At 41.1% G+C, this 13,464-nt stretch carries 12 protein-coding genes and 2 riboswitches; of the genes, 8 read left to right on the top strand and 4 right to left on the bottom strand.

Going from position 1 to position 13,464, the window contains the following annotated elements; genetic code table 11:
• The first annotated feature begins 64 nt into the window (after nucleotides 1–64).
• The 3 genes from RMY64_RS10145 (at nucleotide 65) to RMY64_RS10155 (ending at nucleotide 2,369) form a co-directional block, all read left to right on the top strand.
• Nucleotides 65–520 carry a diacylglycerol kinase family protein gene (locus RMY64_RS10145; RefSeq protein ID WP_322672734.1) on the top strand — a complete coding sequence of 152 codons (456 nt, stop codon included), beginning with the start codon at nucleotides 65–67 and terminating at the stop codon, nucleotides 518–520.
• A gap of 478 nt (nucleotides 521–998) precedes the next feature.
• Nucleotides 999–1,598, top strand: coding sequence for an aminodeoxychorismate/anthranilate synthase component II (locus RMY64_RS10150; RefSeq protein ID WP_322672733.1), 600 nt, complete (start codon nucleotides 999–1,001; stop codon nucleotides 1,596–1,598).
• A 3-nt stretch (nucleotides 1,599–1,601) separates the two neighbouring features.
• Nucleotides 1,602–2,369: an MBL fold metallo-hydrolase gene (locus tag RMY64_RS10155; protein WP_322672732.1), complete on the top strand. Its 768-nt coding sequence runs from the start codon at nucleotides 1,602–1,604 to the stop codon at nucleotides 2,367–2,369.
• Between the two features lie 109 nt (nucleotides 2,370–2,478).
• Here the strand turns inward: RMY64_RS10155 and RMY64_RS10160 are convergent, their stop codons facing one another.
• On the bottom strand, nucleotides 2,479–3,720 hold the full coding sequence (locus RMY64_RS10160) for a VCBS repeat-containing protein (RefSeq protein WP_322672731.1): 1,242 nt from the start codon (nucleotides 3,718–3,720) through the stop codon (nucleotides 2,479–2,481).
• 563 nt (nucleotides 3,721–4,283) lie between these two features.
• Nucleotides 4,284–4,751: an NUDIX hydrolase gene (locus RMY64_RS10165; protein ID WP_322672730.1), complete on the bottom strand. Its 468-nt coding sequence runs from the start codon at nucleotides 4,749–4,751 to the stop codon at nucleotides 4,284–4,286.
• A gap of 305 nt (nucleotides 4,752–5,056) precedes the next feature.
• Here RMY64_RS10165 and RMY64_RS10170 point away from each other — a divergent pair, with 305 nt between their 5' ends.
• On the top strand, nucleotides 5,057–6,367 hold the full coding sequence (locus RMY64_RS10170; RefSeq protein ID WP_322672729.1) for an aminopeptidase P N-terminal domain-containing protein: 1,311 nt from the start codon (nucleotides 5,057–5,059) through the stop codon (nucleotides 6,365–6,367).
• Nucleotides 6,368–6,490: 123 nt separating this feature from the next.
• Here RMY64_RS10170 and RMY64_RS10175 read toward each other — a convergent pair whose 3' ends face one another.
• A complete protein-coding gene (locus RMY64_RS10175; protein WP_322672728.1) occupies nucleotides 6,491–7,681 on the bottom strand; it encodes a HAMP domain-containing sensor histidine kinase in 1,191 nt (396 codons plus the stop codon).
• 416 nt (nucleotides 7,682–8,097) lie between these two features.
• Nucleotides 8,098–8,319: riboswitch (cyclic di-AMP (ydaO/yuaA leader) on the top strand.
• Between the two features lie 97 nt (nucleotides 8,320–8,416).
• Between RMY64_RS10175 and ntrB the strand changes: the two genes are divergently transcribed.
• The 4 genes from ntrB (at nucleotide 8,417) to RMY64_RS10195 (ending at nucleotide 12,735) form a co-directional block, all read left to right on the top strand.
• On the top strand, nucleotides 8,417–9,268 hold the full coding sequence (gene ntrB, locus RMY64_RS10180) for a nitrate ABC transporter permease (protein WP_322672727.1): 852 nt from the start codon (nucleotides 8,417–8,419) through the stop codon (nucleotides 9,266–9,268).
• Nucleotides 9,269–9,355: 87 nt separating this feature from the next.
• Nucleotides 9,356–10,798 (top strand): ABC transporter substrate-binding protein, encoded by a 1,443-nt coding sequence (locus tag RMY64_RS10185; RefSeq protein ID WP_322672726.1) that lies wholly within the window; start codon nucleotides 9,356–9,358, stop codon nucleotides 10,796–10,798.
• A 50-nt stretch (nucleotides 10,799–10,848) separates the two neighbouring features.
• Nucleotides 10,849–11,685 carry an ABC transporter ATP-binding protein gene (locus RMY64_RS10190; protein WP_322672770.1) on the top strand — a complete coding sequence of 279 codons (837 nt, stop codon included), beginning with the start codon at nucleotides 10,849–10,851 and terminating at the stop codon, nucleotides 11,683–11,685.
• Between the two features lie 37 nt (nucleotides 11,686–11,722).
• Nucleotides 11,723–11,911, top strand: a riboswitch (cyclic di-AMP (ydaO/yuaA leader).
• A 203-nt stretch (nucleotides 11,912–12,114) separates the two neighbouring features.
• Nucleotides 12,115–12,735: a universal stress protein gene (locus RMY64_RS10195; RefSeq protein ID WP_322699962.1), complete on the top strand. Its 621-nt coding sequence runs from the start codon at nucleotides 12,115–12,117 to the stop codon at nucleotides 12,733–12,735.
• A 335-nt stretch (nucleotides 12,736–13,070) separates the two neighbouring features.
• Here RMY64_RS10195 and RMY64_RS10200 read toward each other — a convergent pair whose 3' ends face one another.
• Nucleotides 13,071–13,283: a high light inducible protein gene (locus RMY64_RS10200; RefSeq protein WP_322672725.1), complete on the bottom strand. Its 213-nt coding sequence runs from the start codon at nucleotides 13,281–13,283 to the stop codon at nucleotides 13,071–13,073.
• Nucleotides 13,284–13,464 lie beyond the last annotated feature (181 nt).

Consider the following 13,464-nt stretch of genomic DNA (forward strand, 5'->3'; position numbering starts at 1 on the left):
ATTCTGCCATTAAGATCGGCGAATATTCCCACTGTAGCAACTCTGTTCTTGTGTTTTTAAGTCTATGTCGCAAAAAATTTCTCCATCACCAACGCCTACCTCGTTACAAACACTGGTGTCTGACGAACGGGAATTCTCCTGGAAAGTAGCCTCTAATTTATTTATTAGTTTTAAATATGCTTGGGCTGGAATCAGCTATAGTTTTCAAACTCAACGTAATTTTCGCATCCACGTAAGTGTTTGTGCTTTAGCTATTGCTTTAAGCGTTTTTTTGCATCTACAAGCGGTAGAAATAGCGGTAATTGGTATAACTAGTGGTTTAGTTTTAGCATTAGAGTTACTAAATACAGCGATCGAGTCTGTTGTGGACTTAACCGTTAAGCAGACATACCATGATTTGGCAAAAATTGCTAAAGATTGTGCGGCTGGTGCAGTGCTTGTCTCTGCTTTCGTAGCGATGCTAGTAGCAGGTACGCTATTGCTTCCTCCTCTGGTAAAGTTAATTATATCGACTTTGTAGAGGTGATTTGCTCCAACGTAGCCCGCACTTCTCTATGAGACGCTGCGCGTAGCGTGCTTTCACGAACGCGAACAGCGTGCCGTAGGCAAGTGGTACGACAAAGTTCAGTGACCACCGCAGGCATCACCAAGTGAGCCAATAAGAGGATCGCATGTCCGATCCCCTAGAGAACACATTATAAGCAATTTAAAATTGAACAAGTGGCTTATCAGAGAGTAGCTGCTTCATATTCACGTGTCCACTTTAGGGTTATTTTTACATCTAGCGAACAAATAAATAAGTAGGCAAGAATAAATCAAACTATGTTATGCAATGTGAAATTAATTAAATTGGTTCATAGCAACCGACTTTAACTCTATTTTAAGGGCTAAAGTTACTTACTACAAACCTTTAATTTATTCACGCCCACTCACTTAGTATGAGATATTTGTCTATGCTGTTGCAACTGATGAGTGATAGAAGCCAGGAGTTATAAACTTTGATTATAGTTATCGACAATTACGATAGTTTTACATATAACTTAGTGCAGTACCTGGGAGAATTGGCATCAGAGTTCCCAGTGGCAGATGATATTAAAGTTTTTCGTAACGACAAGATATCCATAGATGAAATTCAGGCATTAAAGCCGGAAGCTGTAGTTATTTCTCCTGGGCCTGGTCGCCCGGAAGATGCCGGCATTTCTTTAGAATTGATTGAACAGCTAGGACAAGAGTTACCAATTTTGGGTGTCTGTTTGGGACATCAAAGCATTGGTCAAGTGTTCGGTGGTAAAATAATTTCTGCTCCAGAGTTGATGCATGGCAAAACTTCTCAGGTGTCTCACACTGGAGTGGGGGTTTTCCGGGGATTAGAAAATCCTCTGACCGCCACCAGGTATCATAGTTTGGTAATCGAACGTGAGACTTGCCCAGATGTGTTAGAAATCACCGCTTGGGTTGAAGATAACACCATTATGGGAGTGCGACACCGGAACTATCCTCACATTCAGGGCGTCCAGTTTCATCCAGAGAGTGTCCTGACAGCTTCAGGAAAACAGTTATTGCGAAATTTTCTCCAACAGTTACAGTCAAGAGCATAATTAATGAAACGACGACAGTTGATGGGCTATGCTGGGGCGGGGTTGGCCACAGCTTTAGTTACTACCTTGGGTTCTGAATCTCAAGCTGACGCACAATCTAGTGGTTTATCAGTTCAGTGGTTGGGTCATACTTGCTTTCTTTTTACTGGTGGCGGTGCGAAAGTTCTCGTCAATCCATTTCGGTCAATCGGTTGTACTGCTAAGTATCGTCCCCCAAAAGTTGCAGCAGATTTGGTACTGATTAGCAGCCAACTGCTAGATGAAGGTGCTGTGGATGTACTACCGGGAAATGCAAAACTGATCTATGAACCAGGAGTTTATGAGTTTAAAGGCATTAAATTCCAAGGAGTTGCTATAGACCACGATCGCAAAGGTGGTAAGCAGTTTGGCTCAAATACTGCTTGGAGTTGGAAGCAAGGCGGAATTAATATCCTACACTTAGGCGGGGCTGCTGCACCTATTTCTATTGAGCAAAAAATCCTGATGGGGCGTCCCGATGTAGCATTTATTCCAGTGGGAGGCAGTGCAAAAGCCTACAATGCTGAGGAAGCAAAGCAGGCTGTTCAAGTATTAAATCCCAAGTTAGTGATTCCGACTCATTACCGGACACAGGCTGCTGATGCTGCTAAATGCGATCTTTCACCACTAGATAATTTTCTAACCTTAATGCAAGGTATGAAAGTGCGGCGTAGCAGTGCAGATAGTATTTCTATTAGCCCTAAAGATTTGCCGGAGAATGGCGAGATTCAAGTTTTGAGCTACAAGTTTTGAGCAGTAAGGAAATGAAGGAATCAGGGAGCAGAGGGCAGGGGGAAGAATAAAAATTACCTCTTTCTCCTCTGCCCAATGCCCAATTCCCAATGCCCCATGCCCCTAACTTTTAGAACGTATACCACTCTCCGGTCAGCTTATCTGCATCGCTGATGGGAGTCTCAACTGCTGTCGTTTCATTTATAGTCCAAATGTTGTCTGTACCTGCTGTCTGATCGCGCCAGTAGATATCAGTCTTGCCATCGCCGTTGAAATCGCCAAGAGATGGTGTCAAGGCCGCGTTATTAGCTGGTAAGAAAGCTTCAGTTGCAACTGTTGTGCCATCCATCAACCAAGCAGTGTTCTCACCAGTTGTGCCATTGTGCCAGAAGATATCGGTCTTGCCATCACCGTTGAAGTCACCAATTTTGGAAGTCCAGGATGAGTCAAGTGTGCCCAAAGCACCCTCTGTGACTAAAATACCATTTATCGTCCAAACCTTGTTCTCACCGGTTTGAGCGTTTCTCCAGAGAATATCAGTCTTATAGTCGCCGTTGAAATCACCAAGGGTAGGAGTCCAGGCGGGATCTTGTGATTGCAGCGCCAATTCAGTCTTTTGCGTACCATCCATAAACCAAGCTGTGTTATCGCCGGTGGTCTGATCGCGCCAGAAGATGTCACTCTTACCATTGCCGTCGAAATCAACAATTGTAGGAGTTAGTGCTGTGTTTGTAGTGTCTAGAACAGTTGCATTCAGAACAGTAGTGCCATCCATTTCCCAGATAGCATTCTCGCCAGTTGTGCCATTATGCCAGAAGATATCGGTTTTGCGATCGCCATTGAAATCTCCAATCTGAGGACTCCAGGCTGGATCGACGCTACTTAGAGCAGCCGCACTACCAACTTTGGTGCCATCCATTAAGACAATACTATTCTCACCGGTTGTCTTATTGCGTAATAAGAAGTCGGTTTTGCCATCAGCATTGAAGTCAGCAATTTTGTAATCATAGGCGGATAGGTCAAATTGACCTAAAGAACCCTGTTCGATAACTTTTGTGCCATCCATCAACCGAATGATAATCTCACCTGTTGCAGAATTGACCCAAACTTTGTCTGTTTTACCATCCCCGTTAAAGTCAGGAGTAATCGCCGCACTAGTTAAGTAAGGATTAGGATTGGGATTTGCTGACGTTTTAACAGGCGCAGTTACCGGTTGACTTTCTAGTGCTAGTGAAGAACTCTTATTTCCAAACCCCAAATCATAATTTAAACTCTTAAGAGAAGTTGTCAAGATTTCTGATTTTGCAAAAGAATCTGATAACAATCGAGATGTATTCAAAGCTAAGGGTGAGGAATTTGAATTTGCCGGCATGGTGTATTTTTATTATTGGTTGTTATATTCTTTTAACTTTTTTTTGTAATCTCTTTCTGTAACGAAATAACATTTGCTAGGGTTTCAATTTTTCTTTATAACTATTTTTTATTTATTAATGTCATTTCTGGAAGATAAATATTTGTTTGTTTTAAACTATTATTCTAAAATTTTCAAGTTCTATATAAGCATTTGCAAAATATATTTTGTAATTGCTTATATGATTATTTATAGATAAAAATGATTATTTTATCTATTTTCTTTGACATTAGGACTTACGCAAGTGTCACCAAAAAATCGGATTTGTAGTTTGTAGTAAGCGGCTTTAACCCTTATTTTGAGGACTAAAATCCTCTCTGCGAGACGCTACGCGAACACTACGAACTGAAAATAATATGCCAGTTGCGTAAGTCTTGGACATTTGAAGGTTGTATCAAAAATATATCTACAAACTAGAAATTTATTTTATGTTTAATTAAACCGACTTAATTAAGATAGAAGCGAGCGCTACATTATTCCTAATATATTTTGTATAATTTTACCTTTGTTTTCTTGGCAATTTCTTAAGTAATAACTGAATCCTGACTATTTTTTATTTTGTGAACAAGCTTAGATAAAAAATAACCTTGACCACCGGCTAGTCCTAAATTTGAGCTATCTAATTTAACCCAATAAAAATCAAAGGCTATAGGGTTTTTGCTTGTACTTGGATGTATTTCCCAATGCCGCCAAGTAGATGGTGTAGACTGAGTTAATTCGAGATGATAAACATAACGTTCTTGAATTTCATCCCGATAGTGAGTCATGTTGTATTGATAAATACCCAATAACTCAATAATGCGAACTCCCTTAACCCCAGATTCTTCATAAATTTCCCGCAGTACAGCTTCAGATGGCTCCTCACCTTCTTCAACTGTACCAGCAGGTACTTGCACGCCAGCTTCAGGAAAATCAGTATGTGTAAACACCATTAATTCATCTTTGTTAGTTACGTAAGCGATCGCTTTTTTTATTATGGGTTGAGTAGACATATTTTTTACTGTGTGTTGTTAGCTTGATGAAATACCAAAATTTGTATAAAATAAACGTTTAAAACTTATTTAACTTCATGAATATCCTAAATCACTCGATAAGAACAAGATTTTTGAATTGTTTAAAAATTAGTAAATCTGAGTCTTTAGAGATAATTGATTTTTTTATAATAATTTATAACTTGAGTAGAAACAAATATTGGTTAGAATAACTTAGATTAGCAGCTATTAAGAGGCATCATCTGTGCATTTGTTAGTTGTTAAAAGTGTCAAATAATACAATACTTATTAAAAGTACATCAACTATGCAAGCAGAATATCGGCAGCGTCGCGAGCAATTAATGGCAAAAATTGGTGATGGTACAGCCATTTTTCGCAGTGCGCCAATGGCAGTGATGCACAACGATGTCGAGTATGTTTATCGTCAAGAAAGTGATTTTTTTTACTTGACTGGTTTTAATGAACCACAAGCAGTAGCAGTGTTAGCGCCGCATCACGCAGAACATCGGTTTGTGCTGTTTGTCCAACCGAAGGATCGCGAAAAGGAAGTATGGACTGGTTATCTTTGTGGGGTAGATGCAGCCAAGGAAATTTATGGTGCTGATGAAGCATACCCCATTAGCGAGTTAGATGAAAAGTTGCCGCAGTATTTAGAAAAAGCCAGCCGGATTTACTATCACTTAGGACGCGATCGCAATTTTAACGATCAAATCTTGAAACATTACCAAAGTTTACTGCGGACTTATCCGAAGCGTGGTACTGGGCCGATCGCTATTGAAGATACTGGCCCTGTCCTCAACAGCATGAGATTGATCAAAAGCGAAGCTGAGTTGGAATTGATGCGTGAAGCAGCTGCGATCGCCACCGAAGCACACAATTACGCCCAAGAAATCGCCGCGCCAGGACGTTATGAGTACGAAATTCAGGCGGAGATGGAACGCATCTTTCGAGTCCGGGGTGGAATGGGGCCTGCTTATCCTTCGATTGTGGCATCTGGTGTCAATGCTTGCGTACTCCATTACATTGAAAATAATCGTCAAATGCAGGATGGAGAATTACTGCTAATTGATGCCGGTTGTGCCTATGGTTATTACAACTCCGATATTACCCGGACATTTCCTGTTGGAGGTAAGTTTACGCCAGAACAAAAGACATTGTATGAGATTGTTTTGGAGGCGCAAAAACAAGCGATCGCTCAAGTCCAACCAGGTAATCCCTTCAAGTTAGTTCACGATACAGCAGTGCGCGTTCTCACGGAAGGTTTAATCGAACTTGGCATCCTCAAAGGTGAAATTGATAAGTTAATTGAAGAGGAAAAATACAAACCATATTATATGCATCGTACCAGCCATTGGTTAGGTTTAGATGTCCATGATGTCGGTGTTTATCAGCATGGTGAAGACAAACCACAAATTTTACAACCAGGTCAAATTTTGACAGTGGAACCAGGACTATATATTGTGCCAGATACCAAACTAGCAGAAGACCAACCACAAACCGATCCTCGATGGGTTGGCATTGGCATTCGGATTGAGGATGATGTATTAGTTACGCCTGGGGGACATGAGGTGTTAACTGCGGGGGTTCCCAAAGAAATAGATGAAATCGAAAGATAAAAAATGGGGATGGTAGACATCATCGCTAAGAAAAGCCCTGGCGTTGAAATCGTGGCTATACAGACAAAACCCTTGATTTTGTATAGTCCACGGAGGTTGACTTTGCTTGTGTAACCGTGACTTTTAAAACTCCACTTCTAAAGGAAAAATTGCGGTGAAAGTAGAACCAACGCCTACCTGTGAGGCTAGGTTAATTTGACCTTGCAATAGTTTTACTAAACGCGAGACGATCGCTAATCCCAATCCTGTACTATCAGGAAGATATGGGCGATCGCTAGAACTGACGCGAAAGTAGGGTTCAAATATCTGGGCTTGGTTTTCGAGTGCAATGCCAATCCCAGTGTCAGAAACTGCGATCGCCCATCTCTGCTTCTCCAACACCTGACACATGATAATAATAGTCCCCGACTCTGTATAACGAATCGCATTACTAATAAGATTTGTAATAATTTGTTGCAACTGAAACGAATCTGTGATTAATTTTTCAGGGATGCGATCGCAATCGACTACAATTTGTAAATTTTTTCCCGCAGCTAAAGGTTCCAACATTTGACAGATATTATCGATTAATTCCCGCACATCGGTAAGCGCTAATTGGATTTTTGTCTGTCCTGCCTCATAGCGGGAAAGTTCTAGTACATCATTGATTAAATGGAGTAACTGTCTACCATTGCGTAGTACCCGCTCAATATGTTCTAAATTCGTATAGTTGTCTTTTATATCAGCCTTTCGTCGTTGTTGGCGTAAAAACAGATCCGAATAACCAATAATAGAAGTTAGAGGATGTTTTAATTCGTGGGCTAGTTGAGAAAGATACTCTTGATTGGCGCTAATTAACCGCGTGAGTTCCTCGTTATGGAGCCTTAGTGATACTTGCAACTGCTGTAATTCCCGCAAGCGTTCCTCAACATAACTCTTGAAACATCGAGCGATCGCTTCGTCTAGGATAGCGTCAATCAAACGCATAGAACGAATTATCTCTACAGGTGTTCCTTCCAATAAATCTGCTTGTAGAGCATCAAGTATTATTGTTCGCAGCAGATGATATTCTCTAGCGATTTCTGCTGCATCAAAGCCTTGTTCGGCACGAATAGCTCCATGCTGAAAACTGGCAGTAACTATTGACTGAATATCATTATCTTGAGATTTTGAAAGCACTGTCACCATAGCTTTCAAAACATCAGGGACGTGATCCTTTACGGCTGTATAAGATAGGTCATCAGCACTTTCAATCCGTCTATCCTTGCGAACCGCTAAAATCCATTTATCGACGATGGTATCCGTTTTTTCAGCCAGTACTTGACTAAAATCCATTATGTTAAATTCAGCTAGGAGATAGATGAGTAAACTTCCATATCCAATTAGTTTAGCGAGTGCAGTGGGTTTTTACCAAATTTAACAATTTAGTTCACCTACCAAAAGGAATAGATTATATATGTTATTTTGTTTGCTAATTAAGTAGCCGTATATAAAATTTTATCAGTATATTCCGTTTTATATTAAAAAATATTAATCAATCACGTAATATTTTTGATACTTTGCTTAACTATATTGTTTAGCTGTCTGTGCAAGGAGTTAACTCACAACATAACTAGATACACAAGTCTTATTTGTTGCCATTGACTAGTTATTAACATTTAATTTAAGTATTAAAATAAACAATAGTTATCATAAGATAGATGGCTTTTACTGAGGATCGATGTTATATTGTGCATAATTTAGTATCCATTAGAGTAAGTCAGCCTAATTCAGCGTGTCACAGTGCATAACGCTGGAGCGGAGGAACCAAATTGTGGGGCGTATCTCATAGAAAGTGAGGAGTTGAGAGTGAGGAGTTGGAACTTACTAATACTAATATTTAATTCATAACTCATAACTCATAACTTTCTTGTGAAGGGCATCTCTCAGCCCTAGCCCGTCAGCTAACTTCGTAGGCATTGAGAGGAGACTGAAGAGACGGCATTTTTATAATGTTCCGATCTCATCGGTGTCCAAGGCTGGTACTGCTCGGATTTTTTGTACCTGCACTTAAATCTGTTGAGGTCGTAAATGATATTTCAACTAAATTTGGCTGCGATCGCTGCGATCGCTGGACAAGCTGCTTGGAAAAAAACAAAACCTGTTATTGTCAGGGATGTCTTCTTTCTACCTGTATTAGGCTTCTTGGGAATAATTGTGTTGTGGTGGATTGTTGCACTTGCCAACCATGAATTGATGCCCACCCCACCAGAAGCGCTAATCGCTAATTTAGACTACATCTTAAATCCTTTCTATCAGCGAGGCCCAGGGAATTTAGGAATTGGTTGGCTATTGATCGCAAGTCTGCGCCGGGTATTAATAGGCTTTTTGTTGGGTGCGGTAGTAGCGATTCCTCTGGGGTTTCTAATTGGCATGTCCAGACCGGCAATGATAGCGCTTAATCCGATTATTCAAATTTTTAAACCCGTATCGCCCCTAGCTTGGCTACCCATCGCCTTAGCAATTTTCAATTTAGCAGATCCTTCAGCCATTTTTGTCATCTTTATTACTTCCTTATGGCCGACAATTATTAATACCGCTTTAGGAGTTTCTAGCGTTCCCAAAGATTATTTAGATGTGGCACGAGTGCTAGAAATGCCCCGTTGGCGACGGATTACAAAAATCATTTGGCCTGCAAGTTTGCCGTATATTTTTACAGGTTTACGAATTAGTTTAGGCATAGCTTGGCTGGTAATCGTCGCCGTGGAAATGCTCACAGGTGGTATTGGTATCGGCTTCTTTGTCTGGGATGAATGGAGTCGCTTAAACCTGAGTTCAGTCTTTTTAGCTGTGTTGGTAATTGGTGTAACTGGGTTAATTCTGGATTATGCCGTGGGCAAAATCGAAGAACTAGTAACCCATCGCCCTAAAACTTCTAACTAAGAAAATTCGGCTGCTATCAAAACAGCAAGATTTAACGAGACTCTGCGCCTGGAACGCGAGCAATCAATCACCAATGGAGCTACAAGAATGGGTGATATTAACTGGACTCGACGAGATATTATTAAAGGAATAGGAGCAACAACGGCGGGAATGGCGCTGTCTTCCTGTGGGATTTCAGGAGATAGATCGGCCAAAGGATTGACAGAAGAAGCCTTAGCTGTGCAACCAGTAGTTAAAAGCGGCGACCTAGAAAAAGCCGATCTTACAGTTGGTTACGTTCCTGTTAATGATTGTGCGCCATTTGCGATCGCCTGGAAAAAAGGTTTCTTCCGCAAGTATGGTTTAAACGTTACACTCAACCGCGAAGCCAGTTGGGCCACCTCCCGCGACGGTGTAATTTTTGGTCGCCTGGATGCTTCACCCGTAGTATCTGGTGCAGTTACCAACGCCAGAATTGGTGCCGAAGGCGCACGCCACGCCCCATTGTGTGCAGCGATGACCATACATCGCCACGGTAACGCCATGACCATGAATAAAGCCATGTGGGATTTTGGGCTGCGTCCGTGGTACGAGTATCAAGAAAAATATGGCGATGGTGCTTTAGAAGCCTTTGGGCGTGATTTCCGAGGTTACTTTGACAACCAACCGCCAGAAAACAGAGTTTGGGCAGTAGTATTAAGTTCCTCCATTTACGAATACTTTATCCGTTACTTATCCGCCGCCGCAGGTGTCGATCCGCTTAAAGAGTTTCGCATCATTATCGTTCCGCCTCCCCAAATGGTAACAAACGTGCGGATTGGAGCAATGCAAGCTTACATGGTTGCGGAACCCTGGAATACACGAGCAATAACTGGTAATGAAAATATTGGCTTTACCTTTGCACAAGGTAAAGAAGTCTGGTTGGGACACCCAGATCGACTTTTGGGCGTGATGGAATCTTTCATCGAGAAATATCCCAAAACCTATCGTTCTCTAGTCAAGGCGATGATTGAAGCCTGCCAGTATTGCAGCAAAGCAGAAAACCGCCAAGAAGTAGCCGAACTGCTTACAGACCGTTCCTTTACGGGTGCTAGACCCAAAAAGAAAGGTGCGCCAATTGCGAAGTTTACAAGTCCGGCAATTCTCGGCAATTACAACTATGGCGGCTTTGATGGCAAAGACCGCACCATTAAAGCTGCTGACACCACGATTTTCTTCGATATTCCTGACAACCTTCCCAAACAGCCAGGAGAACACTCCACATTCTTATGGCGATCGAGAAGTCTCTGGTTGATGACACAAGCAGCACGGTGGGGACAAATCAAGGAATTCCCCAAAAATGCCGAGAAACTAGCTGGACAAGGCTGGAGAACGGATTTATACCGCGAGATAGCATCGGAAATGGGCATCCAATGTCCCAAGGATGATTACAAGGTCGAACCACCAGAGGTATTTATAGATAAGAAAGGCTTCGACCCCAGCGATCCGGTGGGTTATTTGAATAGTTTTGCCATCAGGGCTAACGCTCCCACTCGTTTTTTCATGTCTTAAATCCCAAGTTCAAATATTGATTGACTAAATTGTTTCCGGAGCCTTTGATGATGGAATATACCTCATTACCTATTAATACCCAGACCGAAGTTCTGCCCCGCGCTGGATTTTTAGAAATTGAAAATTTAGTCAAGTCTTATCCGACACCTGATAAAGATAACTTTGTCGTTTTAGATAAAGTTAATTTAACGATTGATGAAGATGAATATATTTCTGTAATTGGTCACTCAGGTTGTGGGAAATCAACTCTAATCAAAATAGTAGCTGGTTTAGAAAAAGCCACTTCCGGTTCAGTCAGGCTAGATGGGAAAGAAATTCGTCAGCCAGGAGCCGAAAGGATGATGGTATTTCAGAACTATTCTCTGTTACCTTGGTTAACAGTGCGAGAAAATATCCGTTTAGCCGTAGATGAAGTGCTAAAAAATGCTAATCGCTCTGAAAAAATTAGCATTGTAAATGAACACTTGGCAATGGTAAACTTGACGGCGGCGGCTGACAAATATCCTGATGAAATTTCTGGAGGTATGAAACAACGAGTAGGTATTGCCAGAGCCTTAGCAATTCGTCCCAAAATGTTGCTGATGGATGAACCTTTTGGGGCATTAGATGCACTAACTCGTGGCAAATTGCAACGGCAGGTATTGGATATTTGGGAAAATAATCGTCAAGCAGTGATGATGATTACCCACGATGTAGACGAAGCAATTTATATGTCCGATCGCATCGTTTTGATGACCAATGGCCCAGCTGCTAATATCGGGGAGATTTTAGAAGTTCCTTTTGAGCATCCGCGCGATCGCGCCGCCATGCGAAACTCAAAAGAGTATTTTGAACTCCGCAACCACGCCTTAAATTTCCTCGATCGATATTTTGCCCAAGACGAGTAAATTAGATTATCATTTTTTTAGTGGGTAGCCTAATTCAAATCCATGAAAGCTGAATTTGGAACGGAGGAACCATATTGTGGGGCGTATCTCATAGAAAATGAGGAGTTAAGATTCAGAAGTTAAGAATTATTAATATTAACTCAGCACTTAGCACTCAGCACTTTTAAGAGAGAGACACCTTCCAGTCTTAGCCCGTCAGCTAACTCCGTAGGCAATGGAAGGAACCCCCAAGACCTTGGCTGTAATACAGTTATTATTGGGGTTTCCTTGACTAATTTTAAGATTTGAAATTTTGGTTATCATCACTCAATCTAAGATCCAAAATCCTTCGACTGAACCTAGCCGAAGTCCAAAATCTAAAATTGGTCGCCCTGCTTCTCATTGCTAATTCATTTCATTAGGAGAAGTAAAGCTGTGCAAATAAAGCCAATGTTAGCACGTCTGCAAAGTGCCACAGGCCGAGATGACTTAATTGAACAAATGGTACTACTGCCAGAACCAAAAAAACCTTTTTCTAAAAAACTTCAAAAGGCGAAAGCAGTTAATTTAATTGTTGCTTATGATGCATCTCCCAACAGTCATACGGCATTAGATATTGCCTTTTGGGTTGCCCATCAAACGCGTTTGGCCACCAATACAGAAGTTACAGTTCAAGCCGTTTATGTAGTAGAAGATAATCAAAGCAATCAGTATTCAAATATCTTGAGTTTTCCCCAACAACAATCTTCATTAGAATGTGAAGTTAGTGAAGTATCAAAGTCTGTCACACAGGTATTAACTCAACCTAAATTACAGAGAGCGATCGCTCCTCTACAACAAGCAGATATAATTCTCTGGCAAGCCCGAAGTTTGGCTGAAGAATGGCAGGGTTCTTTCAAATCTCATTTGCGATTTGGCTGCATTTCTACAGAACTTCGCAAAGTTGTTGAATCAGAAGCGGCTGATATTCTGTTTCTAGGTTGCAACTCTGTCAATCATCCAATGATTGAAGCACTAGGTTCTAAATTTCCCTGTGCTGTTTTGGGTATTCCCAGTAGTATTGATGAATAATCACTCTTTAAAATTTCAGTAATTTTTGTCAAATTTTGATCGGAGAAAAGTCACCTACTTGTAAGTGACTTTTTTGCTACACAATAAATAAACTTTCAAAGGTCGTATGTGGAAAACTGGCAAGCATTTGTAGAAGCCAATGCAATACTGCTAAGGCTAAAAAATAAAAATGTATAGGTTGGGTTTTGTTACTCAACCCAACCTACGAATTAACAATCTTGGTAAATTTGCCAAATTGGTGCAATATTGTACCGTCTCTGAATGGGAAGCGCTATAAGCACTTAAGTGCTTACTACAAACATATCTTAACCTGTCATAATGCTTGTAGCAGACGACTAGTAGCCAATCAGATGTAAAACGTCGCGCAGGACACTATAACCAGCTAAATCCCAAAGCAAATAAGCAAGGAAACCAATAGCTGCCAAGCGACCATTCCAAATTTCGGCTTGAGGAGTCCAACCAAACAAAAATGCATTCCGGTCTATACCGTTGTATTCCGGTGCAACAGCTGGTAAATCAGTAGAAGGACGAGTTTCTTGAGTTGCCATTTTTTTCTCCAAAATCTAATAGTTTTTTAGGTGTTTAGTTTCTAGTAGCTAATCAAATGTAAAACGTCACGCAAGACGCTATAACCAGCTAAATCCCAAAGCAAATAAGCAAGGAAACCAATAGCCGCCAAGCGACCATTCCAAATTTCGGCTTGAGGAGTCCAACCAAACAAAAATGCAT

The organism is Nostoc sp. DedQUE08 (assembly GCF_034530895.1).
Classification (GTDB): Bacteria; Cyanobacteriota; Cyanobacteriia; order Cyanobacteriales; family Nostocaceae; genus Nostoc.